The following is a 24,923-nucleotide window of genomic DNA, read 5'->3' as shown; positions in this document are numbered from 1 at the left end:
AGGATACCGATGGTGATTGCGACTTCCCCTCACACCGATAATCCCCTCTTGCGAGGTGATGGCTTTCCTCCCTTTGATCAGATTCAGGTGAGCCATGTTGAGCCAGCCGTGCGCCAACTGTTGCAGAAACTCACCCAAGAATTAGAGGCCCTCGAGCAATCCTTCACGCCCACTTGGGAAGGGCTAGTGGAACCCCTCGAACGTCTGAGCGATCGCCTTGGTTGGACGTGGGGTATTGTCAGCCATCTCACGGGGGTCAAAAACAGTCCTGAACTGCGTCAAGCCTACGAAGCCGTGCAACCCGAAGTGGTGGAGTTCTATACCCGTTTGGGGCAATCGCGTCCCCTCTATGAAGGCTTTAAGGCACTGGCGGCCAGTCCCGAATTTCAGAGCTATCCCCCCGCTCGCAAACGCATTGTGGAAGCCGCCATTCGCAACGCCGAACACAGTGGCGTGAGTTTGACAGGCGCCGCCAAAGAGCGCTTCAATGCCATTCAACTGGAATTGGCGGAGCTATCTACGCAGTTTTCCAACAACCTTTTGGATGCCACTAAGGCCTTTCGCCTCAAGCTCACCCAACCCGATGAAGTGGCTGGACTTCCCCCCAGCCTACTGGCGCTAGCTGCGCAAACCGCTCGCCAAGATGGCATTGAGACCGCCACTCCCGAAACAGGGCCATGGCACATCACGCTTGACTTCCCCAGCTATGGCCCCTTTATGCAGCACAGCCAACGGCGGGATTTGCGGGAGCAGCTCTATCGCGCCTACATTTCCCGTGCCAGTAGTGGTGAGTGGGATAACCGCCCCATCCTCGAGCGCATCCTTGCCCTGCGGGTGGAAGAGGCACAGCTTCTGGGATTCAACACCTATGCTGAACTCAGCTTGGCTAGCAAAATGGCCGATAGTGTGGCCAGTGTGGAAAACCTCCTCGAGGAACTGCGGCAAGTCAGCTATTTGGCAGCAGCGCGAGAACTCGAAGACCTGAAAGCCTTTGCCGCTGCCCAAGGGGCACCCGAAGCTAACGATCTGCAGCACTGGGATATTGCCTACTGGGCTGAACGGCAGCGGGAGGCTCTCTTTAACTTCAACGATGAGGAACTGCGTCCCTACTTTCCTTTCCCCCAAGTACTTGAGGGGTTATTTGGCCTCGTGAAGCGGCTTTTTGGGGTAACGGTGGTGCCAGCAGATGGGCAAGTCCCCGTTTGGCATCCTGATGTGCGCTTTTTTGCTATCCTCGATGAGAATCAGCAGGCGATCGCCCACTTTTACCTTGACCCCTACAGCCGCCCTGCCGAAAAACGCGGTGGTGCATGGATGGACGATTGCCTTGGCCGTGCCAAATATCGCCTTCAGGGGGAATGGCATACCCGTTTACCCGTGGCCTACTTGGTCTGCAATCAAACCCCGCCCGTGGATGGCAAACCCAGCCTGATGACCTTTAGCGAGGTGGAAACCCTCTTCCATGAATTTGGTCATGGCTTGCACCACATGCTGACACGGGTGGATGAAGCAGGAGCAGCGGGCATTAATAACGTGGAGTGGGATGCTGTCGAACTTCCTAGCCAATTTATGGAGAATTGGTGCTACCACCGCCCCACCCTTTTTGGCATGGCACGGCACTATGAAACGGGGGAGCGGCTGCCAGAGCACTACTACGAAAAGCTGGTTGCCGCCCGTACCTATCGCGCAGGGAGCGCCCTCTTGCGGCAATTGCACTTTAGTTTGTTGGATCTAGAACTGCACCATCGCTATCAACCAGGTCAGGGGGAAACGCCGCAGCAAGTGCGCGATCGCCTTGCCCAAACCACGATGATTCTGCCCCCCTTGCCCGAAGATGCTTTTCTGTGTAGTTTTAGCCACATTTTTGCCGGCGGCTATGCTGCGGGTTACTACAGCTATCTTTGGGCAGAGGTTCTGAGCGCAGATGCCTTTGCTGCCTTTGAGGAAGTAGGCCTAGATAACGAACAAGCTATTGCTGAAATGGGGCGACACTATCGCGAAACTGTACTGGCCTTGGGAGGTAGCCAACATCCCTTGGAAATTTTCAAAGCCTTCCGGGGCCGTGAACCCAAGACTGAACCGCTGCTCAGGTACCGCGGTTTGTTGTCAGTAGCTTAAAATGCTGGCTAGTAGGGACGGCCATGGCTTTAATTAGGGGAGATTGAGAAGAATCCGTCACTCTCCCATTAGCCCAGTAAAGAGAGTTTCTAGATTTTATTGCTTTTTTACAGTACAAAATTGAGAAATTAAAAAAGATCGCTCCCTTAAAGCCCACCCTGCCCTTGGGTTTTGGAGCGGGTAGAATGGACATCTCAAGGACTGTGAGCCGACCGTTTATAGGGATTTGCTGAGGTAAAGTGTTCCTACGTCTTACACAGATTTAGGAAAACAATCCCCCCCCGTTTGCTCCAGCCACTCAAAAATGCGATCTAACTGTTCCAAGGTAATAAATCCATACTGCCAAAGAATAATTGGCAACGATCCGCGCTGCTGTTGCCATTGACGCAAGGCCATAGCAATCCTCTCTGGCGGCAGGGCCAGTTCCTGTTCGAGATATTGCAGGAGTTGAGGAGAGTAGGGCATTGCGGCTGAGGAGTGGCCAATCAGACAGGGACAACAAAGCTTTTAGACTTGCAGTATAGCAATGGGATTCTCAGGCTAGGGTGAGTTTAACAAAAACTGCACATTGTCTAGGAAGACCTTGAAGTTGATTGCAATGTTTCGCAGCATCCCCTTAAGATAATTAAAAAAGATGCCCTATTTGTAAATTTTTATTACGATGCTTCAACACATGCGGCGGTGGTTTTGCCAAATTGGTTTCGTGATGCTGCTTGTGAGCCTCTGCTGGCTGGGGGCGATCGCTCCTGCTTACAGCTTCAACAATCCAGAATTGCTGCCTGCGGAGCCAACCAATGTCGTTGACTTAGCACAGATTCTCACACCGGTTCAAAAGGAACGCCTTGACAGCGAACTGGCAGCGTTTGAAGCCCAGACAGGGTGGAAATTGCGCGTTCTCACCCAGTACGATCGCACCCCCGGTTTAGCGGTACGGGATTTTTGGAACTTAGATGATCGCAGTATTTTACTGGTGGCCGATACCCGCGGCGGTAATCTTTTGAACTTTAATGTTGGTGACACCGCCTACCGAGTTCTCCAGCGTACCTTTTGGGTTGAGCTGCAAACCCGCTTTGGCAATCAATACTTTGTCCGCGACAACGGCGAAGATCAGGCGATCCTGCAATCGCTTCATGCTATTGAAACCTGCCTCGCCCAAGGGGGATGCCGTGCGGTACCGGGGTTACCCCAAGAGCAATGGATTCTTACCCTTGCCACCTCCATCTTTGGCGGCATCATTTTGGGCTTTGTGGCTCGTCCCCGCCGTACTGATCAAAAGGTGGCTTGGAAGTGGATTCTCCTCTTTTCGCCGCTGTGGGGGATGCTGTTCTTTGCCTTTGGCCTTGGCCCTGTACTAGTGCGCACCCAAGAATGGCTACCTGTTCTGCGCAATGTTGCGGGTTTTGCCCTTGGTGCCATTGTTGCTTTTATCCTGCCAGCCCCCAGTGGGCCGCCGCCAGTGCTTGAGGAATAGGCCATTGCTCCCGCTGCTGACAAAATCGCCTAGGATTGAGGGTAAGCGCATTCCCATCCGTGTTGGCGAAGCCTTCCTGTGCAATGAAGAGTCAGTCTTCCTCGCGTCACATTGTCGGTATTGTCAAAGGCCCGGGCGACAGCAGTAGCGAGTACGTCTTTATTACTGCCGATGCTCAGCCCGTTCGCATTGGTGAATTTGTCTATTACGAATTGAGCAGCCCCCCAAGTACCCCTGCAGGTCCTGTTCACCAAGTTCTGGGCAGAATTACGGGCTGCCGTCTCATCGAGCATCTGCCGCATCGCATGTTTGCCGATCACGAACTGAATCCCGGTGCCGTAGCTGCCCTAATTGGTTTTACCTGTGAACCGGCGGAACTCTACGAGATGACCGTAGAAGTGATGGGGGAATTTCATGAGGTCTTTGGCTTTAATAATTTGCGGCGGCTGCCCCTGCCGGGTGCCAAGGTCTATTTAGCGGAAGATGACCTGCTGCAGGAAGTCCTCAACAAGAAGAAGCCAGAGGAACGGGGGGCAGCCCATATTGGATCACTGTTGTTGCGCGAGGAGGGGGCTGTTCCTATTGCCCTTGATGTCAAGGAGCTGGTGAGTACCCATATGGCCATCCTTGCCGGGACAGGGTCAGGGAAATCCTATACAGCGGGGGTGTTAGTGGAGGAATTGCTGTCGCCCAAAAATCGAGCCGCAGTGCTGATCCTCGACCCCCACGGTGAATACCACACGCTGACGCAGTTGAGGGGGCACGCGGCCTTTAAGGGAGAGGATGGCTATCAACCGCAGGTGAAGTTGATTACCCCAGGGGAGGTGAAAATTCGTGTTTCCTCCCTAGAGTTTTACGATATTCTGACGCTGCTTCCCCCGATGAGCGATCGCCAGCAGGCCATTCTCAAAAGAGCCTATGATGAAGTGCGCCGCCTCTATCCCAACGGCCATTGGAGTACGCAGGACTTGATTACAGCGGTCTATGCGGTGGATCGCGTTGAAGATGAAGAGGGCAATGTCAAGCAGGGATCTTCTGCGGATGCTTTGGCTTGGAAGCTGGAAAAAATGCAACGCTCCGACTATTTCCATCCCTATGAACACCTGCCACCGCACAAGTTATTCACCCCCGGCCAATTGACCATTCTGCAAATGAATGAGATTCCCCTAGAGGAGCAGCAGGTCATTGCCACAGCAATTTTGCGCCAAACCAACCACGCCCGCATGAATACCCAAAAAGACCGCGTCCGTGAGGGGGATGAGCAATATTTACCCTACCCAGTCTTTATTTTGATTGAGGAGGCCCATCGCTTTGCCCCTGCCCATGAACCCTCCCAGTGTAAGCAGGTACTGCGCACAATTCTCAGTGAAGGCCGCAAATTTGGCCTTGGGGTGGGACTAATTACCCAACGTCCCGGCAAGCTGGATAGCGATGTGCTCTCCCAGTGTATGAGCCAGTTTATTCTGCGGATTGTCAATCCTGTCGATCAAGAGAGTCTCAAACATGGGGTGGAGGCTGCTGGTCGCGAGTTGCTCAAAGAACTGCCTGCCCTCAGTAAAGGTCAGGTGATTATTGCAGGTGCCTGTGTAAACACGCCGGTGCTTTGTCGGGTGCGGCAACGCTTGACGACCCACGGGGGTGAGACATTGGATGCCCCTAAGCTGTGGCAAGAGTATTTTGCCCAACACAAACAGTTGGATCGCATGGTGGCAATGGCAGGCCCAGCGCCACGCCCTAAACCACGAACGATAGGTCGGCGATCGCTCGAATGATCACTTGTTGTCAACTCCAAAAAAACACGCTAGCTTAGAAATAGCTCTATGCATGGGGCTGAAACGGCTTCGACGTCCTAGTGAAAGTTGGGCTGTGATGCAGGTCGAGAGTGGGCTACCTCTCGTTAATCCAAAGCCCAAAACCAAAGTAACTGCGAACAACATCGTTCCTTTTGCTCGTAAAGCTGCTGCGGTAGCCTAAGACCTCTAAACAGGTTCGAGCACTCGTTGTCCGACTCCGTTAAGGGCAGCGGGTTAACCCCAACGGATGCGCTAGGCAGTTCTCTCTGGTGGGCTGTTTAGCAAAGACTTGACCAGAGCATCCTACTGTTCGGGACAAGGAACAGTTCCTGCCTGAGGGTTAGAAAGGCTAAGCCTGTGAAGGAGCAGTCGGCGAATAGCTAGGGCGGACACGGGTTCGACTCCCGTCAGCTCCATCATCTCCCCGTCAAAAAGTTGAGGATGCCTTGGGCGATCGCCCGTGCCATTTGTGTTCGCCAAGCGGGATTTTGGAAATTGGCGGCGTCCTCTGCCCCTGTAACAAATCCAATCTCCACAAGGGCAGAATCCATTGACGTATTGCGGATCACATAGAATCGCGCTGATCGCACCCCGCGATCGCGAATGTTCAAGGAACTGAGAATACTATTGTGAATGGCAGAGGCCAAACGGCTTGATCGCCCAGGCGCAAAGTAAGTTTCTAAACCATTGACATCGGGGCGAGCCAGACTAATGGCATTGGCGTGAATACTCACAAAGGCATTGGCGCGTGCCCGTTCGGCAATCGCCACCCGAGGAGCCAAGTCTAAATCAATATCTGTCGTGCGGGTCATAATCACCTGTACTCCCTGCTGCTGCAAAAATTGGGCAACTTGCAGACCCACATCCAAGACAATCTCCTTTTCACGAATGCCACCAATACCAATGGCACCGGGATCGCTGCCCCCATGACCCGGGTCAATAACCACCACAAAACGGCCACGGGGGACGGGCTGACTTGGGGGCTGGGTGGTTGCTGTGGGGGGCACATCAATTGGCGCAGGCGCACTTGCTGGCGGATCATTTGCCCCTTGGATTTGTACCACAAAGGATTCCGCAGAGAGGGGGCGAGGCCCAAGGATACGAAAGTTGGGTGCTGGCGTCAGGAGAATAGAAACGGTTTGATTATCCTCTTGGCGAAATTCAATGTTGCTTAGGGGACTACCAGTGACAAGGCGAGGTTCGCGCAGATTACTGTCCAACTGTGCTTGCCGTAGGCGAATGCGATAGCGATTGCCCTCCCAGCTCACGTTATAGAAAACGGTGCGATCGCCCTGAATCAGTAACTCCCGTCCCCCTAGATCAATGCGTTGAATCGTTGTGACGGGGGTTTGAGCGCTGGCGGGAGGAATGACACTGGGGCGTTGGGGGGGTGGCGGAGGGGGTGGTGTAATTGCCGTGGTTGAGGGCACAATCACAAAGCCATCATTGCGGGGGGTAATTTGCCAATCGGCCTCTTGGGGGTCAATGTCGAGGAGAATTTGCACTTGGCGATTGCCCTGAGCACGTACCTCTGCCCGGACACGATCGCGACCAAAGCGGCGCAGTTCCAAGCGCCGAGGACTAAAGTTGCGAATGAGTTCAGTATTGCTGAGGAGAATTTCAATGCGATCGCGCCGCGGGCGGCGAATGGTGTAGCTTCCTTCGGGCAGGGGGCGATCGGCTAGGACTAGAAAACCCGTGGCATCTGCCCGCCAACTTCGCATTTGCAGGGGACCTGTGGGGGTTGTGGGAGGAGCAGAAGGAGGAGACGGTGGGGGCGGCGGCGGTAGCGAAACTGTTTGCTGCTGGGGTGCGGGAAGTTGTACCAACCAGTTATTGGCTGTGACTCCCCGAAAGCGTACCTGCTGAGGGTCAATTGTAAAACCAGCGGCGTATTCCACTACAATCCGCGTCGTTTGGGGGTCAAACTGGGCAACCCGCACTTGGCGAATGGCACCACTGTAGTTTTGGCTGATCTGGGGGCTACCGAGAACCACACCAGGCAAGTCAATGACAAGGCGGGTTGGATTGTAGACCAACTCAGCCCGAGGCTGAACAGCGCGTTCAGTGCGAATTTCCAGTTGATTGGTGGCGGGGTTGAGTCGCCACAATTGTAGGCGGCTGGCTGAAGCAGGCTGAGCGATGATCAAGGCAGCAGCGGGTGTCCATACACAACCCACCACAACTCGCAATTGCCAAGAACGCCACGGTTGATCCATTCACGCTTCCTCCACCAGCGATGCACAACACACTGCCAAGTTGGCTAGCCAAGCCGCTCGCTCAAACGTGCTTAGCATACTTGATCAGGGACAAGTCTGTGAACTGGCACACCCTGCGATTTAGTTTTGCGCGATCGCCCTTCATCAGATTCAAATTCCAGCTTGGTTCAAGTCCACTTAGACGCACACTGCAGCCAATGAGTTCTCTGATTGCATCATCCAGACCGTTTTTCCGTATGTTTGCCCTAGTAAATAGCTGCGGAATCCTCAATGCCCAGTGGCCGTACCCACGATCGCCTCACTTGGATCGGCATGCCCCTTGTGGGCTTCACAGCTAGCGCCCTCAGCCGCGATTGGGTTTGGGGCGTGGTGGTTAGCAGTAGCTTTGGGATTGGCGGCTTTCTGCTCAGTCCCGACCTCGATACCCCCTCCTTGCCCTACTACCGTTGGGGCTGGCTACGGGGAATCTGGCTACCCTACCAAAAAGCGTTTTCGCATCGCTCCTTTTGGACTCATAGCCCAGTGGTGGGCACCGTGATCCGCTTGCTCTATCTAAGCCTTTGGTTGGGATTAGGACTGGGTCTTGGGGTCGGGGTCGCCACATTCACAGGACACCTTCCCCTTGTGCAGGCATGGCTACAACGCTGGCAGGGAATCGACTGGCGCTGGGGAGGGGCGATCGCCCTTGGCCTAGAGCTATCGGCACTGCTCCATATCACAAGCGATTGGGTGGTTTCGCAGTGGCGACGCTGGCACCGCTAATGGTGGTGCGTAGGGCAAGGCGGCGCACTAATGGAGTGATCGAGCCAACCCACTGCCTGTTGCAGATGCGCCAAAGCCTCCGCATCATTTTCCTTGAGGAGATAGACCAGAGCGGCAGCCGCCTGTTCGAGGGCACGCGCACGGCGATTTCCCTTGAGGCGATGCCAATCTTGGGGAGCAATCCTAACCGCATCAAGGAGGGCAGTGGCCAGTTCTTCTGCACGGGAAGTTGTTTGCACCATGACTTAAACTTGATCTATCTAAAGGGAGAACCATCCTCTAGTTTAAGCAGTGGGCAACTGCCCCTAACGCCACAAAAGCTGGAACTTTACCCTTGGATAATAGTGTCTAAGGTAAAGGCAGGTGCATCCTGCCAAGGAGAGTATCGAGATGGTAGCAAAAGTCACCCGCTCCCGCCCCGCCTTGATTGTGCTGGCGGTTATTGGCCTTGCGTCGGCTGGGACAGCGGCATGGCTCACCTTGAGTCCCCCTCGCCAAGGAGATCCGGTTCCTAATCCGGCGGAAGTTGCCCAGCAGCAGGAAACTCAAATCTTTTGGGTGAAAAATGAAGGAGACACCCTCGTTTTAGTGCCCTCTACCGTACGGATCACTACCCCGGCAAGGCGGCCAGAACTCTTTATTCAATCTCGTCTGGAGCGGCTTTTGGCCGGGCCTGCCAATCGCGATGTTACCACCAGCATTCCGGAAAATACCCGTGTCAATCGTGTAGAAGTCAAAGGCGATGGCATCCATGTGGATCTCTCCCCAGAGTTTACAAAAGGTGGGGGAAGCGCTTCGATGCAAGCCCGTTTAGGACAAATACTCTACACAGCAACGGCCAGTGATCCCAATGCGCCGGTGTGGATTTCCATTGGCGGTGAACCCCTGCGCGTTTTGGGAGGTGAGGGACTGGAGGTGATGCAACCCATGACCCGGCAAGACTTTCAAGCGGCCTTTGCCCTGCGCACTCAATAGTGCCAAGCCAGTCCGAGAAGGTTGCAATTGCAACCATCCTCATCTACTGCCAAAATTATTTGACTAAACATAGATAAATACTGTCTAGCCTAGAGGATAGGGACAGCGATCGCTATAATTGGAGCAACTCTTAGCACTTGTGCAGGTATTGGAGCATGGCCAGTCCAGACCCCCCTCGCAACCAACCTGATGACCTCCTAGAAAGCATCATCAGTGATTTGGGTGAGTTGGGTGAGGCTCCCGCAGAGGCAATTGATCTGGATTCCCTAACCGCTGAATTGGAGTCGCTCACGAGTAGTGCAGAACAGCGGGCGATCGCCCAAAACCAAGCTCTTCAAGAACAAATTCGTGACCTCACCGCCGAACTGGCCAATGTTCAACAGCAGCGGGATCACCTGAGCCAAGACCTTGCCCGCCTGCAACAGGAGCATGAAGTTCTCCTAGCCAAGATGAAAGAACTAGGGACGCAAGCAGCAACGCCAGCGGTAGAAACAGCCTCCCTTGAAGCGGAAATTGCTCGCCTGCGCGAAGAAAATGCCACCTTGAGCGGCCTGCGACAAAATCTTGAACAGGAACTGGCACAGGCTCTCATTCAGCAAGACGACCTTCAGCAGCAACTGGCAACACTGCAACTGCAAGCCTCCCAGATTCAGGAACTGCAAACTCAAGTGGCAACCCTGCAATCCCAAGTCGCACAAATTCAAGAACTTCAAGATCAAATTGCCTCACTGCAAACAGAAAAAACAGCTCTCGAACAACAACTAGCGGAGATCACGCGGCAACTCACCCAAGTGGAAAGGGAGCGCGATCGCCTGCAAAATGAACTGCACGGCCTGCAACACGATTTAGAGGTGCTGCGCAACCAATCCTCAACCGTTGTTCCCACCGACCTCTCTCTTGCTGCCCAAGAAAATCACCGCCTGAAGCGCCAACAACGGCGGCGCGACACCGTGCTATGGATCAGCGGCATTGCGGCAACCGTGGTTTCTGCCTTGAGCGTCAGCTTAAATCTGCCGCAGCCCATTGGCCGTATCATTCCCCCTGTCGCTGCCTTAGCAGTTCCAGTGATCACGACGCTGGCTGGTAGGGGTGGGTCAACCTCTAGTGAAAAGACTGCCTAGGCGATCCCCCTCTGGGCTAAAATTTTAGGGCAGGGACGCTTTGCTTAGGAGTTTAGATTACCGTGCCCAATCTCAAAGCGATTCGCGATCGCATTAAAACAATTAAAGATACCCGCAAGATCACCGAAGCGATGCGCCTCGTGGCGGCAGCTAAAGTTCGCCGTGCCCAAGAGCAAGTGATGGCGAGCCGTCCCTTTGCCGATCGCTTGGCGCAGGTGCTGTATAGCTTGCAAACTCGGCTACGCTTTCAGGATGTGGATTTACCTCTGTTGGCCAAGCGTCCTGTGAGGACAGTGGCGCTCTTGGTGGTGACGGGCGATCGCGGGCTATGCGGCGGTTACAATGCCAACGTCATTCGCCGTGCCAAGGAACGAACCCAAGAACTGGAAGCGGAGGGCGTCAAATATACGCTGGTGATTGTTGGTCGCAAAGCAGCCCAATACTTCCAGCGCCGTAACTATCCCATTGATGCTGTCTATTCAGGTTTAGAGCAGATTCCCACTGCCAGCGAGGCAGGTCAAATTGCCAGTGAACTCCTGTCTCTTTTCCTCTCCGAAACAGTAGATCGGGTGGAGCTGATCTACACCAAGTTTGTCTCGCTGATTAGTTCCAAACCTGTGGTTCAAACCCTCCTCCCCCTAGACCCTCAAGGGCTGGAAGCTCCCGATGACGAAATTTTCCGCCTGACAACCCGTGGTTCCCATTTGGAAGTCAACCGCGAGAAAGTGACCTCAACGCTGCCCGCTCTACCCCCCGACATGATTTTTGAGCAGGATCCGGTGCAAATTCTCGATGCTCTCCTGCCCCTGTACTTGAATAACCAGTTGCTACGGGCACTGCAAGAGGCCGCCGCTTCAGAATTGGCCGCGCGGATGACGGCAATGAATAACGCCAGTGATAATGCTCAAGCGCTGATTGGTACCCTCACCCTCTCCTACAACAAGGCGCGTCAAGCCGCCATTACCCAAGAAATCTTGGAAGTGGTGGCGGGTGCTGAGGCTCTGCGTTAGCTAATCGGCGGGAAGCTCCGCGCTCTCCCGAAGGGGAGCGTCGGAATGAGAGCCAAAGGCGCTGAGGGGGTTCGATGCCCCCGAAGTGCCCGAGCGAGGGGAGTCTTGCCGTTCAATAAGTGTGTGCTATAATCATTGCCCAATGGTCAGGCGGCTAAATCCGGCCTGAATGAAAGTTTTGCCGATGTGGGGAGAGCAGGGTTCCTAAACAACATCCTGCCGTACAAAGCTGTAAAAGCTGGGCGGTGGGTCGGGAAGGTTAACCCCGCTGGCACATCCCAGTATTGTGCAAGTTGCCTGTTTCCGCCTTTTTACTACAGTACAAAGGCGGAAAGAACCGAGTCCCCAAGGAGTTGTCTGACCGCTGGCATGGATGTTCTCATTGTGGCGCATCCATGTCGCGAGACATCAACTCGGCGAAACTCATCAAAACAGTGGGCCTGGGGCATCGGCTCACTATAAAACACGAAGGTCGAAAGACTGGAGAAGCCCACCCTCTACGCGAAGCGTGAGGGTCGGGAGTATGTCACGGGAGGAGTTGCTCTCTGAAACTGCTCTTTGTTTCCACGCCGGTGGGACCTCTGGGAACAGGCAAAGGGGGCGGTGTGGAGTTGACGATCCTCAATATGGCTCAAGCCTTGGGCGATCGCCGGCACACCATTCACATTCTTGCCCCCGCAGGTTCCCATCTGCCGCTGGCGGTGACCCTTGAACAAGTAGCGGGTGCCCTTCAGGTGCCCGCCCAGCATCAAACCCGCGACCAACCAATTATGCTGCCGCCCAATAGTGTGTTAGCCAATATGTGGGCACGGGTGCGGCAGCTTCAAGCCCAATTTGAGGTCATTGTCAACTTTGCCTATGACTGGTTGCCCTTTTACCTGACGCCTTTTTTGCATCGTCCTGTAGGGCATCTGGTGAGCATGGCTTCGGTCTCTGAGGTCATGGATCAGGCGATCGCGGATGTCCTTGAGCAGTATCCGGGTACTATTGCTGTCTATACCCGTACCCAGGCCGCCACTTTCCCCTTTGGCGATCGCTGTGTCTATTTGGGCAGTGGCATAGATCTGTCCCTCTATGACTTTTGTGCAGAGCCAGAGGATGCCCTCTGCTGGCTGGGGCGCATTGCTCCGGAAAAGGGCTTAGAAGATGCCGTCGCTGCCGTCAATGTCACCCGTACCCCTTTGAAAATCATGGGGCAACTGCAGGATCATGACTATTGGCAGCGGATTCAAACTGACTACCCCGAGGCCCCCATTGAATACTTAGGATTCCTCCCCACACGGGAAATGCAGGCACGCTTGCGGCGGTGTCGCGCCCTCCTACTGACCTCCCGCTGGGTGGAAGCCTTTGGCAATGTGGTCATTGAGAGCCTTGCCTGTGGGGTTCCCGTCATTGCCTACGATCGCGGTGGGCCGAGTGAAATTGTCCGCGATGGTCAAACGGGGTTTCTCATTCTCCCTGATTCTGTAGAGGCCCTAATTGCCGCCATTGGCAAAATTGATCAAATTGATCGCGCCGCCTGTCGCCAGCAGGCAGAAGAGGAGTATAGCTTAGGGGCTTATGGGGATAGGGTGGAGCAGTGGCTACAGCAGGTGGCAGCGCTGTCTCAAGTCTAGCTGAGTAAACTGGCAGGGCAAGTGCCGCACTCTCCCGTACCACCCTATACAATAGGCAAGGTGTGAGTGGAGATAAAACCTGAATGGGCGCCGCTTTGTTTCCCAGAACAAAGGGAGGATACTCACCCTTGCTTGTCTCTTTTGCCATGGCCACAATTGCCAGCGCTGGCCTAGGAGTCTGGCTTTTGCGGAGCTTATTCCCAACCTCTGTTGCCCTTTCAGAACCCGTGCCTTTACCTGAGCCGATTCAACCCCAACGGCCTCTGCCGCGGCCAATTTTGGACGGGCGTGATCCGCTACTGGCGCCGCTACCCCGTCAAGTTTCCCCGTCGGCAACCCCCGTCGCCACCTCTGCTAAGACCATCCTGCCCACTGTCTCTCCTCCTGCCCTCAAGCCGGTGCCCCCCAGTCAAGGCCCTGCCCCTCAAGTGCGGGTGGCGATCGCCCGCAATCAGCCCCAACTCACCATTGGCACCATCGTCACCACCGCCGTTACCAATGATCAGCAGCAGGTGATGACGCAGCTTGCTCCTTCCCAAGGGGCTATTGTCGCAGCCCGCGAGGGAGTGTTGCTCTGGAATGGTCAACCCCTTGCCCCCTCCCTCTGGATTCGCCCTAGGAATCAACTCACCTTTGTCGGCGATAAATGGTATCGCGGTGTGGTGCGCCTGATTGCTCAGGGAAATACCATTACCGCCATCAACCAAGTGGACTTAGAGCAATACTTAGTGAGTGTTGTCGGTGCAGAGGTCTATCCCGACTGGCCAATGGAAACCCTCAAAGCCCAAGCGATCGCCGCCCGTTCCTATGCCCTTGCCCAAATGTTTCAACCCGCTAGTCCCTTTTTTGATCTGGGGAACGATGAGCGGTGGCAGGTGTATCGTGGCATTGAAACGGAGTGGAATACCACGCAAGCGGCAGTCCAGGCTACACGGGGCATTGTCCTTACCAAAAGCGGACGAATTATGGTTTCGATGTATGCAGCAACCGACGATATTGTACGGGAGGTCTTTGGCGGGCGGGGAATGAGTCAGACGGGTGCCTATGAACTAGGCCAGCGCGGCTACAATCACCTGCAAATTTTAGGAACCTACTATCCAGGGGCAGGCCTATCGCAAATTCGTCTAAATTAAGACGGAGTCATGAGCCAACGGATATAGATGTGGCTGTTGCTAGTGACCTCAGGATAGAATATTTCCCCCAGCTGTACTGGCTATACTGAATGGGAGAGCTGAATTCTGATTCTGAGAATGGCTGCTGAGCTAGAATTCTTCTTTCAGGAAGCTGCTGCCAAGAAAAGTAATACGGCCTTTGCTAAAGGGTGGCAAAAACTGGCTCTAAAGAAAAAAAAAGAGAACGACAGGCAGGCCGCTATTGCTGCTGTGCATCATGCCCTTACCCTCGATCCCACCCTCGAAACTTCATGGCAGTTACTGGGACTCCTGAGTGGCTACGACAGTAGGCCTGAAGTAGCCGAGGAGGCCTACCGCCGCGCAGTTAGCCTGAGGACAGATTGGGAATTAGGGATTCGCTATCTCTCCATAACGCGCCACCTTCTTTACAGCTACCGCGATGCAGCCGAGGTAGAGGAATGCTATCAGCGCTTCAAGGCCGACCTTCTAGACTTCTACAGCGACTTTCAGGACTTTTCTGCAGACAAGAAAAAATCCCTTTACTCTTGGGTGCCCACAACGAATACTTTCCTACTGCCCTATCTCGGCAAAGAAACCCGTGACCTTCAACAATGCTACGGAACCATTCTTCACGAAATCCTGACTAGCTGTTTTCCAGAAGGTAAAGAGCGTCCTCCACTGCCGCCGCTATATCCCAATGAGCCGCTACGGATTGGCATTGTTAGTGCTCACTTTTGGGAACACACGGTTTGGAAGCTCATGCTTCATGGCTGGCTCAAACATCTCAATAAGGAGGAATTTCAGTTATACGTTTACTGTGTTTCTGATCAAAACAATACCTGTACCGAGATTGCTCAAACCTATACCTATCGCTTTGTTCGAGGAGACTATCCACTACAGTGGTGGCTTGAGCGAATTCGTGCCGATTCCCTGCATTTAATCCTTTTCCCAGAGATTGGCATGAACTTCACAGTGCTGATGTTGGCCGCTCTGAGGCTGGCACCTATCCAGTGCATGTCTTGGGGTCATCCGGATACCTCTGGTCTGCCTACGATGGACTACTTTCTCAGTAGTGAGTTAATGGAGCCTGTGGATGGCGAGAAACACTATACAGAAAAGTTAATAAGATTAAAGAATCTTGGTATTATTTTTAGCCCACTGCCTGAGGATCCGCGGCCTCCCATCAGCCGCGAGGAATTTGGTCTCAAGGAGAATGCTGTTATCTATGGTTGCCTTCAAAGTATTTTTAAGTACTTGCCTCAATTTGATGGCGTCTATGCAGAAATTGCCGCCTTGGTAGGCAACTGCCAATTTGTCTTTATCACCCATTTTATGAGTAAAAATACTCGTTTGCGATTTGAAAGACGTTTAGAGCAAGCCTTTGCGGCGAAAAACTTAGATTACAGAGACTACTGTTTCTTCTGCCGTCCCTTAAACTTCTATGGCTTTACCTCAATGCTTCACTGCCTTGATGTCTTTTTAGATAGCATTGAGTGGTCGGGGGGATGTTCTACCCTAGAGGCACTTTATTATGCCAAAGTGCCCGTTGTAACTACGCCAGGACGGTTTATGCGTGGACGACATACTACTGGGATTCTAACTTTACTAGGAGTTCCTGAGTTAATTGCCCCGAATATTGCAGACTATATCCAAATTGCGGTGACACTCGGTCAGGATGCTAAATATCGCCAGTTTATCCGTGAAAAAATTGAGAGAAACTTACCCAAAGTGTTCGAGGATTTAGAGGGGGTACGCTCCTTAGAAGAGTTTATGCGCAGTGTAATCCAAAAATTTGCTGTCGCTACCTCTTGAGTGGTGAACGTTTAGGAGAGTTCAGGTAGCCCTTGCACTGCTGTGACAACCGCAAAGATGAGAAACAAAGCTCCGCCACTGAGGGTCAAGGTTCGCTAAGAGAAACGGCCGGCTGCGAACCCACCACCTAGGGCAGCGATCGCCACACAAATGCCATGGCCAACAATGGCAGCGAGGGCAACGCCCAAAGCATGGCTAGTGGCAGCAAGGGTAATCGTAGCAATTTGGGCGCGATCGCCCCATTCCGCAATGAACGTGAGACTAAAGGCCTCCGCAATCGTTGCCCAAGCAGGATTACTCCCCCAACGGCTGAGATTGGCTTCCTGGCTTCCGCTTTCTCCACCGTTTCCACTGCCGCTTCGCACTCGTCCTCACAGGGGGCGTCTCCCATCCGCAGACCCTGAATCAGCATCTTTAGGCCGAAAACGGTGAAGAGCACAATTGCTGTATAAAAGGTAAATTCTCGCGGTAAAAGCTGAAAAACCTTGCCTAGGGCCACCGACAACAGGGTCATTAGCGTGAGCGCGCCCCATCCCCCCAAGAAAACCCATCGTTTTGAATGCCGGGTTGCCAGAATCATGGAAATAAAGAAAGTTTTGTCTCCCAGTTCGCCAAGGGTAATGAGGGTCAGCGCCGCAGTAAAAGCCGTTAGCATAGGAAAGGATTCCAACTTGACTATCCCTTAAGGTAGCACCTTGCCATGACTGTCCCGAACTTGGCTGCCATTTTGAATCAGGTTGATTTGTCCCTCGATTGGCTAGGGCTGCGTTACGTGGAAGAGATTGTGACCACGCGCAGTGCCCGCGATGGGCAGCCCGAAACAAACCAGCGATCGCGCCAGCGCGGCGTCATGGTCGAGGTGCTTGTCAATGGTCAATTTGCCTATACCGCCACCCCAGATTTGCGCCCCCCTGCTATCCATCGGGCGATTCAGCAGGCCTATCAACAGGCGAAAAGGGCGGCCCCTTGGCGAATTTTTAACTTTACGCCAGCAGCACGGGGCAAGGGCAAGGGAGACTATCGATCGCCCCAGCAGCAGCCTTTTGAGCAACTTTCAGCAGCCGAGGTAAATCATATTCTCAAAGATATTTGCCATAGCCTCAAGGTGAGTGACAAGATTGTGCAAACGCGTGCCTTTGTGCAAACTGTAGCGACGACTAGCCACTGGCTTAGCAGCGATGGCAGTTACATAGAACAGCAGTTTTATCAAGTCCTTACCGATATGAGTGCCACTGCCCAGGGAGCTGGGGTGGTTCAGCAACGCACTGATCACGGTTGGCTTGCCCGCTGTTATCAAGGGGGGCTGGAGTGGCTGAGGGCGGATCAGTTGAGCGATCGCGCCCGCCACATTGGCGAGCAGGCGGTCGAACTCCTCAGTGCAGCAGAATGCCCAGACACAACAACCACATTGGTGCTTGCGCCGGATCAAATGATGCTGCAAATCCACGAGAGTATTGGCCATCCCCTAGAGCTAGACCGCATTTTGGGGGATGAGCGCAACTACGCCGGCAGCAGTTTTATTCGCCTTGAGGACTTTGGGCAGCGGCAGTACGGCTCCCCCCTTTTGAATGTCACCTTTGACCCGACGGTTCGGGGGGAACTGGCGAGCTACGCCTTTGATGACTTGGGGCTGCCGGCTGAACGCATCTATCTCATCAAGGAAGGACGCCTCCTGCGGGGGCTAGGTAGCCTTGAAAGTCAGCAGCGAGCGGGGGTGCCCGGCGTGGCCAGTGCCCGTGCCTGTTCGTGGAATCGCCCTCCCATTGATCGCATGGCGAATCTGAATATTGAGCCGGGAACGCAGTCCTTTGCCGAGATTATCGGCAACATCGAAGCAGGGGTGTACATGGAATCCAATCGCTCGTGGTCTATTGACGACTATCGCCTCAAGTTTCAGTTTGGCTGTGAATATGCCAAGCTCATTGAAAATGGCCGCCTAACCCGTACCCTCCGCAATCCGAACTATCGCGGCACGACGCCGGAATTCTGGCAGAATTTGATTGCCGTGGGAGATGCCTCCACTTTTGGCATTTTTGGTACACCCTTTTGTGGTAAAGGAGAACCCAACCAGGCCATTCGTGTGGGTCATGCTTCACCGGTGTGCGCCTTTGCCAATATTCAAGTCTTTGGTGGCGGTTAGTCCATGGGCGAGGTCAGACTCGAACTGACATGGGGAAACCCCGCTACATTTTGAGTGTAGTGCGTCTACCATTTCGCCACTCGCCCTCAGATTTTTTACTATACCATGCTTTAGGATGACTGGGTTATCTCCAGAGTGTGACAGACGCGATCCACAAGGCTCTCGAGGGCGGGCAGTTGCTCGGTGTGTTCTGAGTAGTACAAATTGGCATTGCCGCGATCGGTGTCTTCCCAAAACTTCGGCTGAGCATAGCGCAGGCGATCGCAATTTTGCTGAAAGAGACGCTTGAATTCTGACAATCCAAGAACCGCGACATCCTCCACCATATCCTCAACAATCCGCTGGGCAAACTGGGGTTGTTGCCGTGCCAAGTAAAAGAGCGCCAGTCCCATTTGCAGTAGGCGCACGCCTGTGCTTTTGCCATAGGGGCGATCGCCATTTTGGGGTTGGCGCAGTTCTGGGGGATTATCTAGGCGAAGCATTTCCTCTAACAATTCCAGTTGCAGTTGCGCCTCCCATTGCTGCTCGTTCACTAGGATTAAGATCTTCTTTAGCTCCGCTGCAAGAACATCCACAATAAAGTACAGGGCAGGACTATTCTGCGCTAATTCATAGACCTCATTGCCATAGGCACGCAAATAGTTCACACATTTTTGGGTGAGGTGGGGGCGCTGGTGATGCACTAGACTCTCGATAAACCGCCGATAGTGGAAAGCCAAGTTATAGAGATTGCGGGCTTCATTGTGGCGACTGCCGTGCTTAATGGCAAAGCGCATCATCGTATTGAAGCGAATGATGATTAACTCCAGTAACGTGTCATCTCCCATACTGAGAATGCGGTGGGCGATCGCGCACATCTCAGCGCCACACAGCGATGCGAGAGGAAACTGCTCCTCCTCTAAAAAGCGTACATAGGCATTCCCCAAGAGCCGAAAACCCTTCTGCTCGTAGAAGGTTCGGTTCTCCTCAATCTGGCTAAATTGATCAAACATCGTCTTAAAGGCAATATCCCCCCTCACCGCACTACTGAGGCGAAAGAAATAGGCTGGATAGTTCGGCTTGCAACTGATGTAGTGCTGAAGCAGTTCACTGACTACGCCAATAATCTCCGCCTGCGCTCCCCGAAACGTCACATAGGTTAGCAAATCCTCCAGTTGGTTCAGTCCGGCAATCAGGTAAGCCTGACTACGGCGCAGGAACTGCGGTTGATAGAACACTCTCTCCTTGAGAACAACCCCAAGTTGAGTCATGTAGTGATACTGGCAACGGTAAATTTGCTGAGCCACACTTTCTGGCTGGATGGATTTGAGGATGTAGAAGATGTAGGGCAGCGCCGTCAAAATTGCCAAGGGCAACAAAGCGTATAAATTCAAGAGGATGCTGCCAACGGGAGGTGTTCCCAAGTCTTGCAAACTCTTGATGTAGAAGATATGGGCACCACCTAAAACCAGACACCAGACATAGATCAGGCTCGTCCAGTCCTGCATGTACAGTTCAGTAATCTTGGGGATATTCTGCGCCGCAATGGAAATCACAATGATTAACGTGCCGAGGGTGAGGCCAATCACCGAGAGCCACACCTCTGGGGCAAAGCCAGTGTCAAAGGTGCCGGCAACCAGCGTAGCAAAGAGTCTTGGGGCAGTTGCTTTCAGGTGAGCGAGGACAAGGTTAGCACTGCTATCCAAGAGGGCAAGGGCAGCGAGACTCAGACCAAAAGCCACCAGCGATCGCGGCAGATGGGGAGTGGTCAGGAACCAGCGGTGGAATTTCTTCAGCATCTATGCGTTTGGGTCAAGGGTCTCCGCTCCTGACTATGGCACACCCGCGCCCAAATTTTCTGTTCCCCCTTTGAGATCTCTGGGAATTCATGCTAAGATAGTGTTCCTAACTTGGGCTTGTAGCTTAGTGGATTAGAGCGGCTGACTACGGATCAGCAGGTCGGGGGTTCGAGTCCCTCCAAGCCCGTTCAATAAAGCTCAGTAAAACTACAGAGCTATTGTTTTTTACTTTTATTCAAATCAAAAGAGGGTGACCGTAGCCACCCTCCATCACATTACTTATCGTTGCTCAACTAGACCACCACGGTTTTCTGAGTGACTTGCTTCAGTTCACCTTTGGCGTATTTGGCGGCATAGTCATCAAGGCTGAGTTGCTTGATTTTGCTGGCGTTGCCGGCGGTGCCAAATTGCTGATAGCGCTCGGCACAGACTTTTTGCATGTATTTAATGGACGGCTTCAGGAAGTGACGGGGGTCAAATTCCTTGGGTGCCAAGGCGAGGGCTTCGCGCACCGCGGCAGTAATGGCTAGGCGGTTGTCGGTGTCAATGTTGACTTTGCGGACGCCGCTCTTGATGCCTTTTTGGATTTCTTCCACAGGCACACCGTAGGTTTCAGGAATGGTGCCACCGTACTGGTTAATGATGTCAATCAATTCTTGAGGCACGGAGCTAGAACCGTGCATCACCAAGTGGGTGTTGGGCAGACGGCGGTGGATTTCTTCCACACGGCTGATGGCGAGAATTTCACCGGTGGGTTTGCGGCTAAATTTGTAGGCACCGTGGCTGGTGCCAATGGCCACCGCAAGGGCATCCACTTGGGTGCGCTCCACAAAATCCACGGCTTGATCGGGGTCGGTGAGCAGCATCGAGTGATCGAGGGCACCTTCAAAGCCGTGGCCATCTTCCGCTTCCCCTTTACCAGTTTCCAAGGAGCCAAGGCAGCCCAGTTCGCCTTCCACAGAAACCCCAATGGAGTGGGCTACTTTCACCACTTCACTGGTGACGGCGACGTTGTACTCATAGCTGGCGGGGGTTTTGGCGTCGGCGAGGAGGGAGCCATCCATCATCACACTGGTAAAGCCATTGCGAATGGCGGAGTAGCAGGTGGCAGGCTCGTTACCATGGTCTTGGTGCATGACAATGGGGATGTGGGGGTAGGTTTCCACCGCAGCCAAAATCAGGTGACGCAGGAAGTTTTCCCCAGCATACTTACGGGCACCCCGCGATGCTTGCAAAATCACGGGACTGTCGGTTTCATGGGCCGCCTGCATGATGGCTTGGATTTGCTCCATGTTATTGACGTTGAAGGCGGGAATGCCGTAACCATTTTCGGCTGCGTGATCCAGCAGCAAGCGCATGGGTACGAGTGCCATAGGGTGATGTCCTCCTTAGTAGAGCGGATGTATCGCTTCGTTAACCTTACCGATAATCTTAGGCTATGTTTGCTCGTTTATGTTACAGGGGAGCGATCGCCCCCTCATTGAGAATGCCAAGGCTTTCCCTAAAAATTAGAAAATCTTAGAAAATCTCGCGCACCGGAACTTCAATGCCGTTGATCACAGGGACAGGAATTCCCCGTGAAACATGGAAGTAAATCCAATCCTCCAAGAGTTCGCAGAGGTGCTCACGGCACTCAAGGACTGTTTTGCCTTGGCCACGCACACCCTCTAGGCCAGGGATTTCACCGTAGATGAGGCCATCCTCTGCATTGAACTGATAGATAGCCCGCTCAAGCGCCGCATGCATATAGTCCGACAGCGACATCCCTAGGGCTGGCCTCCTGCAAGGAAAGCGGCAACAGCGGCAGCGGTTCGATTGCCATGGTCAACGCGATCGCCCAAGGCGACCCCCTCAGCATAATTACTACACAGGAAAAGGCCGGGGGTTTGACGGAGGGCATGGGTCACCTGCTGCCACTGCTCAGGGTAGCCCACCATGTATTGGGGAATCGCCCGTCGCCAAACCTTCATACCGAGTAAGTGTGCCTTGGCTGCGGGTAAATCAAGGAGTCGGTTCAAATCCTGCTGCACCTGCTGCACAATGGCTTCTTCGCTCAGGCTTGCCAAATCAGGATCCGTAGCACCGCCAATAAAACTCGTAAAGACTTGCCAACCGGCGGGGGTGCGTTGGGGAAAGAGACAGGACGACCAAATGGTGCCAAGGGTGCGGATGCCCTGACCGCGAGGAATTAGTACGCCAAAGCCGGGGCGGACACTGCGCCCAAGTCCAGCAGGATAGGCCAAGACCACACAGGCCACGGTGGGATAGGGAATGGTGGCCAAAACACGGGCGATCGCTGGCTGAAAAGGCGCTACCAATTCTGCAGTTTGATAGGCAGGCGTTGCCAAAACCACACTGCGGGCGCGCCACGTTTGCTCACCACTGCGCAGCAGGTAGCCCCCCTGGGGTTGGGGGGTGAGTTCTTGAACGGGGGTCTCTACGTGAATCGGTGCCTTCAGTTGGCGGGCGATCGCCCGCGGCAGAGCAGCTAATCCTTCCTTAAAAGACCCAAGTTCCCCGGCGCGCATCTGCACATCCGCAAGGGGCTTTGGTTGAGGGGGCTGTTGACGCCGCAGGCGCAGGGCACCGGCAATGAGGCTCCCCCCCAATTTCTCCAATTGAGCAATACGGCGAAACGCAGCAGCGACACTCAACTGTTGTGGATCTCCCGCATAAACCCCAGAGACAAAGGGCGCCACCAGCCGTTCAACCACCTCCTGCCCCAAATGGCGGCGGAAAAAGGAACTCACCGATTCGTCGCCGCTGCCTAAATAGGGGGGCACGAACCCAAGGACACCAAGGGCGGCTCGCACTTTTCCCCAAGGGCTGAGGAGATTGGAGGTGGCCAAGGCAAGGGGACGGGTGGGTTGTAGGGGGTACAGTTGTCCCCGCCAGTAGATGTAGCGCGGTAGGTGGCGATCGCCCCGGATGAGCTCGGACTGTAAACCCAGCTCAGCAATTAGCTGCAGTAGAGCGGGTGTGGGTGCAAAGCTATTGGGGCCTAATTCCCAGATAAAGCCCTCTGCTGCTTGCGTTGTGATATTGCCGCCAAGGCGATCGCCGGCCTCTAGGATAACTACACGGTACTGCGGGGCACTTTGCTGCAATCGCCAAGCAGTGGTTAAGCCACTGAGGCCACCCCCGACAATTGCGACATCTACTTCACTCACCCGTTTTATTGCCCTCCAAAGGGTTTAGGATCGCTTAAACAACGAGTCGAGATAGACCCGTGCCGTGCGGCGATCGCATTCTCCATTTTGCAGCAAAAAGAGCGACAGTGCAGCCACAAAAACGCGATCCTGATCCCAATCGGGATGCCGCTCGAGATAGTATTTCAGGGTTTCATGGAGCTCCTCTGGAATCTCGGCCAGAATACTGATGGTGGCTTGAGCGTTCATACCGTGAGTTACCTCAATAAAACCAAGATAAAATCGCAGGCGCAATCTACTCGCTCCCAGTGAACCTGTGGAAAACGCCGACAAAAGCCGTGACCCCATCCCCAAGCTTCAGCCTGGAAGCGGGATTAAGGCCTCTTTCACAGGGTTTCAGAGCAAGCCAATCTCTATGCGTGGAACTCCATTGTCTGGGTTGTCCTAGGGTCTGTCAATCCTTGTTTTCACCTATCTTGGCGATCGCAATCCACGGCAGAATCAGGGTTTCCAGACGTTTAGCGCGCCTCGCGTTTTCCCCAACCCGCCACAGGCGGTTATCCCCAGAAATGGCTTGAAATGCCATCCCACCGTGAAGACCTGTGGAAAACTCCCCCTTAATCTGTGGAAAACCTTGGGAAAACTGGGGAACTTCTGGGGAAAGTTAGGGGAAAATTAAGGTTCTATTAAGATTTGCTTCAGAGAAAATAAAAGCGACAAAAGTCATGAATCCATGACTTTGTTAAAGACGGGCTTCAGGGGGCGGCCAATCCTCCTCCTCAGGAGGAGTACGTTCTGGGTTTTCGATGGTTGTCCCCTCTGGCGTTGCCTCGGCCTCAACATCCCTGCTTTCGGGAACCTTCTCTAGGAGATCGGCAGCAGAAGTGGGTGATTCGGGGGCTGCTGCGGCAGCAGGCATTGCTTCTGGGTGTTCAGCAATTGGTTCAGCATTGGGAGTAACTTCGGAGACAAGAGGCGGTTCTGCCACTGCTTCAGGGGTCACCGCAGGTTCTGGTGTCTCTTCTGCCGTTTCAGGAGGGGCTTGTTCTGCCAAGCTGGCCACAGGTTCTTCGGAAGTAGGAATTGAAGCTGGTTCTGGCTCCTCTGAGGTGGGGACAGTGGAGGGCGCGGCGGTTTCCACCTGGGGTTCCTCTGGCCTAGGAACTGTTGGCGACGCCAGCATTTCAGCGCTCCCTTCGGAAGGCAAACCTAGCGTTGGTGCAGGTTCCCCAGCGGCTTCTGATACTGCGGGCACTTCTTCCGTCGCTGAAGTAGGTTGGGGGGTAACGCTGCTCGGCGTACTTGTTTCCCCAGTCCACAAATCTGCTTTGATGTCCCCAGTCTCCATCGGCGGGGGTGGCGTCTCTACAGGAGGCTGTGGGCGTTCCGGCTGTTTCGGGGGGCGATTGCGCAGGCGAGAGATCAGCTCACCGATTTTGGCAAAAAAGCCCGCAGGCAGCAGAGACTGGATGTTTTGCCAGAGGGCTTGGACTTTTTGGGGATTGGTGCGATCGCCGGGGTAGGTGAGTTGCCAGCGATAGCTGAGGCTCTGCCCGCCAAACCAGAGAATCAAAACCACTGCCGCTGCCGTTCCGAGGAGCAAGCCGCCGCCAAGGCGATCGCCATAGATCCACAGGGTCAAAGCAAAGAAGAGCCCAGCACCACTGGCGACAAGATCAAACCGACGGTACAGCTCCGGCAGGAAGAAGCCCAGCAGATACAAGCCCAAACTGGCGATCGCCATGCCCCAAGCCAGTAAGTTCGTCAGCATTCCCAATCCTCAGCAAGACAACAATGCGCCGCTACGGCGGTATTAACCTTCTACC

General features: G+C 54.0%; 21 protein-coding genes, 2 tRNA genes, 1 other RNA gene and 2 pseudogenes. 14 read left to right on the top strand and 12 right to left on the bottom strand.

The features are described 5' to 3' along the window. Positions 1-9: 9 nt before the first annotated feature. The gene (locus ACK4HN_RS03180) at positions 10-2,118 is read left to right on the top strand and encodes a M3 family metallopeptidase (protein ID WP_409868695.1); all 2,109 of its coding nucleotides are present in this window, start codon (positions 10-12) and stop codon (positions 2,116-2,118) included. A 252-nt stretch (positions 2,119-2,370) separates the two neighbouring features. Here the strand turns inward: ACK4HN_RS03180 and ACK4HN_RS03175 are convergent, their stop codons facing one another. Further along, positions 2,371-2,583 (bottom strand): DUF2949 domain-containing protein, encoded by a 213-nt coding sequence (locus ACK4HN_RS03175; RefSeq protein WP_409868696.1) that lies wholly within the window; start codon positions 2,581-2,583, stop codon positions 2,371-2,373. 208 nt (positions 2,584-2,791) lie between these two features. Between ACK4HN_RS03175 and ACK4HN_RS03170 the strand changes: the two genes are divergently transcribed. From ACK4HN_RS03170 to ssrA, 3 genes are all read left to right on the top strand, one after another. Beyond that, on the top strand, positions 2,792-3,589 hold the full coding sequence (locus tag ACK4HN_RS03170) for a TPM domain-containing protein (RefSeq protein ID WP_409851003.1): 798 nt from the start codon (positions 2,792-2,794) through the stop codon (positions 3,587-3,589). An 83-nt stretch (positions 3,590-3,672) separates the two neighbouring features. Next, entirely contained in the window at positions 3,673-5,361 is a 1,689-nt protein-coding gene (locus tag ACK4HN_RS03165) for a helicase HerA domain-containing protein (protein ID WP_409868697.1), read from the top strand. Between the two features lie 54 nt (positions 5,362-5,415). Next, positions 5,416-5,801, top strand: a transfer-messenger RNA (tmRNA) gene (gene ssrA / locus ACK4HN_RS03160). Here ssrA and ACK4HN_RS03155 read toward each other — a convergent pair. Then, positions 5,799-7,601, bottom strand: a complete 1,803-nt coding sequence (locus ACK4HN_RS03155; RefSeq protein ID WP_409868698.1) for an N-acetylmuramoyl-L-alanine amidase — start codon at positions 7,599-7,601, stop codon at positions 5,799-5,801. The two genes, ssrA and ACK4HN_RS03155, sit on opposite strands and share 3 nt — an antisense overlap. Positions 7,602-7,871: 270 nt before the next feature. Here ACK4HN_RS03155 and ACK4HN_RS03150 point away from each other — a divergent pair, with 270 nt between their 5' ends. Further along, a complete protein-coding gene (locus ACK4HN_RS03150; RefSeq protein WP_409850995.1) occupies positions 7,872-8,363 on the top strand; it encodes a metal-binding protein in 492 nt (163 codons plus the stop codon). Here ACK4HN_RS03150 and ACK4HN_RS03145 read toward each other — a convergent pair. Then, positions 8,360-8,605, bottom strand: a complete 246-nt coding sequence (locus ACK4HN_RS03145) for a DUF6439 family protein (protein WP_409868699.1) — start codon at positions 8,603-8,605, stop codon at positions 8,360-8,362. The genes ACK4HN_RS03150 and ACK4HN_RS03145 overlap by 4 nt on opposite strands. Positions 8,606-8,753: 148 nt before the next feature. On the opposite strand from ACK4HN_RS03145, the gene ACK4HN_RS03140 reads away from it, so the two are divergent. The 7 genes and pseudogenes from ACK4HN_RS03140 (at position 8,754) to ACK4HN_RS03110 (ending at position 16,030) form a co-directional block, all read left to right on the top strand. Beyond that, positions 8,754-9,338, top strand: a complete 585-nt coding sequence (locus tag ACK4HN_RS03140) for a GerMN domain-containing protein (protein WP_409868700.1) — start codon at positions 8,754-8,756, stop codon at positions 9,336-9,338. A 155-nt stretch (positions 9,339-9,493) separates the two neighbouring features. After that, positions 9,494-10,459: a hypothetical protein gene (locus ACK4HN_RS03135; protein ID WP_409868701.1), complete on the top strand. Its 966-nt coding sequence runs from the start codon at positions 9,494-9,496 to the stop codon at positions 10,457-10,459. Positions 10,460-10,521: 62 nt separating this feature from the next. Further along, positions 10,522-11,469 carry a F0F1 ATP synthase subunit gamma gene (locus ACK4HN_RS03130; protein WP_409854169.1) on the top strand — a complete coding sequence of 316 codons (948 nt, stop codon included), beginning with the start codon at positions 10,522-10,524 and terminating at the stop codon, positions 11,467-11,469. A gap of 135 nt (positions 11,470-11,604) precedes the next feature. Then, positions 11,605-11,981, top strand: a pseudogene (locus tag ACK4HN_RS03125) (zinc ribbon domain-containing protein); the annotation flags it as partial. A gap of 114 nt (positions 11,982-12,095) precedes the next feature. Further along, complete coding sequence (locus tag ACK4HN_RS03120) at positions 12,096-13,085, top strand: glycosyltransferase (protein ID WP_409868705.1); 990 nt, start codon at positions 12,096-12,098, stop codon at positions 13,083-13,085. Between the two features lie 128 nt (positions 13,086-13,213). Continuing rightward, positions 13,214-14,218 (top strand): SpoIID/LytB domain-containing protein, encoded by a 1,005-nt coding sequence (locus tag ACK4HN_RS03115; RefSeq protein WP_409868702.1) that lies wholly within the window; start codon positions 13,214-13,216, stop codon positions 14,216-14,218. 117 nt (positions 14,219-14,335) lie between these two features. Beyond that, positions 14,336-16,030 carry a hypothetical protein gene (locus ACK4HN_RS03110; RefSeq protein WP_409868703.1) on the top strand — a complete coding sequence of 565 codons (1,695 nt, stop codon included), beginning with the start codon at positions 14,336-14,338 and terminating at the stop codon, positions 16,028-16,030. 11 nt (positions 16,031-16,041) lie between these two features. Here ACK4HN_RS03110 and ACK4HN_RS03105 read toward each other — a convergent pair. Further along, positions 16,042-16,685, bottom strand: a pseudogene (locus ACK4HN_RS03105) (TMEM165/GDT1 family protein). Positions 16,686-16,730: 45 nt separating this feature from the next. On the opposite strand from ACK4HN_RS03105, the gene ACK4HN_RS03100 reads away from it, so the two are divergent. Beyond that, positions 16,731-18,170, top strand: coding sequence for a TldD/PmbA family protein (locus tag ACK4HN_RS03100; protein ID WP_409877219.1), 1,440 nt, complete (start codon positions 16,731-16,733; stop codon positions 18,168-18,170). A gap of 4 nt (positions 18,171-18,174) precedes the next feature. Here the strand turns inward: ACK4HN_RS03100 and ACK4HN_RS03095 are convergent. Both ACK4HN_RS03095 and ACK4HN_RS03090 read right to left on the bottom strand, forming a co-directional pair. After that, positions 18,175-18,256 (bottom strand) — tRNA-Leu (locus tag ACK4HN_RS03095). A gap of 24 nt (positions 18,257-18,280) precedes the next feature. Beyond that, the gene (locus tag ACK4HN_RS03090) at positions 18,281-19,948 is read right to left on the bottom strand and encodes a hypothetical protein (protein WP_409877218.1); all 1,668 of its coding nucleotides are present in this window, start codon (positions 19,946-19,948) and stop codon (positions 18,281-18,283) included. Positions 19,949-20,061: 113 nt separating this feature from the next. On the opposite strand from ACK4HN_RS03090, the gene ACK4HN_RS03085 reads away from it, so the two are divergent. Further along, positions 20,062-20,135 (top strand) — tRNA-Arg (locus ACK4HN_RS03085). Positions 20,136-20,241: 106 nt separating this feature from the next. Here ACK4HN_RS03085 and fba read toward each other — a convergent pair. From fba to ACK4HN_RS03055, 6 genes are all read right to left on the bottom strand, one after another. Continuing rightward, a complete protein-coding gene (gene fba, locus ACK4HN_RS03080) occupies positions 20,242-21,321 on the bottom strand; it encodes a class II fructose-bisphosphate aldolase (RefSeq protein ID WP_409850214.1) in 1,080 nt (359 codons plus the stop codon). Between the two features lie 145 nt (positions 21,322-21,466). After that, positions 21,467-21,712, bottom strand: coding sequence for a type II toxin-antitoxin system HicB family antitoxin (locus tag ACK4HN_RS03075; RefSeq protein ID WP_409869891.1), 246 nt, complete (start codon positions 21,710-21,712; stop codon positions 21,467-21,469). Positions 21,713-21,714: 2 nt separating this feature from the next. After that, entirely contained in the window at positions 21,715-23,118 is a 1,404-nt protein-coding gene (hemG, locus tag ACK4HN_RS03070) for a protoporphyrinogen oxidase (protein ID WP_409869889.1), read from the bottom strand. A gap of 24 nt (positions 23,119-23,142) precedes the next feature. Then, positions 23,143-23,346, bottom strand: a complete 204-nt coding sequence (locus tag ACK4HN_RS03065) for a DUF2811 domain-containing protein (RefSeq protein ID WP_011056228.1) — start codon at positions 23,344-23,346, stop codon at positions 23,143-23,145. A 205-nt stretch (positions 23,347-23,551) separates the two neighbouring features. Continuing rightward, on the bottom strand, positions 23,552-23,683 hold the full coding sequence (locus ACK4HN_RS03060) for a hypothetical protein (protein WP_409869887.1): 132 nt from the start codon (positions 23,681-23,683) through the stop codon (positions 23,552-23,554). A 156-nt stretch (positions 23,684-23,839) separates the two neighbouring features. Further along, positions 23,840-24,868 carry a Ycf66 family protein gene (locus ACK4HN_RS03055; RefSeq protein ID WP_409869885.1) on the bottom strand — a complete coding sequence of 343 codons (1,029 nt, stop codon included), beginning with the start codon at positions 24,866-24,868 and terminating at the stop codon, positions 23,840-23,842. Between the last annotated feature and the right edge of the window lie 55 nt (positions 24,869-24,923).

Origin of the sequence: Thermosynechococcus sp., assembly GCF_046299655.1 — a bacterium.
Lineage (GTDB): Bacteria > Cyanobacteriota > Cyanobacteriia > Thermosynechococcales > Thermosynechococcaceae > Thermosynechococcus.
This window is presented reverse-complemented; position numbering and strand designations above follow the sequence as displayed.

Bases quoted from the DNA above. Each gene is read 5' to 3' on its own strand.
- ACK4HN_RS03180 (WP_409868695.1), top strand. From the start codon at position 10: ATGGTGATTGCGACTTCCCCTCACACCGATAATCCCCTCTTGCGAGGT.
- ACK4HN_RS03175 (WP_409868696.1), bottom strand. From the start codon at position 2,583: ATGCCCTACTCTCCTCAACTCCTGCAATATCTCGAACAGGAACTGGCC.
- ACK4HN_RS03170 (WP_409851003.1), top strand. From the start codon at position 2,792: ATGCGGCGGTGGTTTTGCCAAATTGGTTTCGTGATGCTGCTTGTGAGC.
- ACK4HN_RS03165 (WP_409868697.1), top strand. From the start codon at position 3,673: ATGAAGAGTCAGTCTTCCTCGCGTCACATTGTCGGTATTGTCAAAGGC.
- ACK4HN_RS03155 (WP_409868698.1), bottom strand. From the start codon at position 7,601: ATGGATCAACCGTGGCGTTCTTGGCAATTGCGAGTTGTGGTGGGTTGT.
- ACK4HN_RS03150 (WP_409850995.1), top strand. From the start codon at position 7,872: ATGCCCAGTGGCCGTACCCACGATCGCCTCACTTGGATCGGCATGCCC.
- ACK4HN_RS03145 (WP_409868699.1), bottom strand. From the start codon at position 8,605: ATGGTGCAAACAACTTCCCGTGCAGAAGAACTGGCCACTGCCCTCCTT.
- ACK4HN_RS03140 (WP_409868700.1), top strand. From the start codon at position 8,754: ATGGTAGCAAAAGTCACCCGCTCCCGCCCCGCCTTGATTGTGCTGGCG.
- ACK4HN_RS03135 (WP_409868701.1), top strand. From the start codon at position 9,494: ATGGCCAGTCCAGACCCCCCTCGCAACCAACCTGATGACCTCCTAGAA.
- ACK4HN_RS03120 (WP_409868705.1), top strand. From the start codon at position 12,096: ATGGCTCAAGCCTTGGGCGATCGCCGGCACACCATTCACATTCTTGCC.
- ACK4HN_RS03110 (WP_409868703.1), top strand. From the start codon at position 14,336: ATGGCTGCTGAGCTAGAATTCTTCTTTCAGGAAGCTGCTGCCAAGAAA.
- ACK4HN_RS03100 (WP_409877219.1), top strand. From the start codon at position 16,731: ATGACTGTCCCGAACTTGGCTGCCATTTTGAATCAGGTTGATTTGTCC.
- ACK4HN_RS03090 (WP_409877218.1), bottom strand. From the start codon at position 19,948: ATGCTGAAGAAATTCCACCGCTGGTTCCTGACCACTCCCCATCTGCCG.
- fba (WP_409850214.1), bottom strand. From the start codon at position 21,321: ATGGCACTCGTACCCATGCGCTTGCTGCTGGATCACGCAGCCGAAAAT.
- ACK4HN_RS03075 (WP_409869891.1), bottom strand. From the start codon at position 21,712: ATGTCGCTGTCGGACTATATGCATGCGGCGCTTGAGCGGGCTATCTAT.
- ACK4HN_RS03065 (WP_011056228.1), bottom strand. From the start codon at position 23,346: ATGAACGCTCAAGCCACCATCAGTATTCTGGCCGAGATTCCAGAGGAG.
- ACK4HN_RS03060 (WP_409869887.1), bottom strand. From the start codon at position 23,683: ATGGCATTTCAAGCCATTTCTGGGGATAACCGCCTGTGGCGGGTTGGG.
- ACK4HN_RS03055 (WP_409869885.1), bottom strand. From the start codon at position 24,868: ATGCTGACGAACTTACTGGCTTGGGGCATGGCGATCGCCAGTTTGGGC.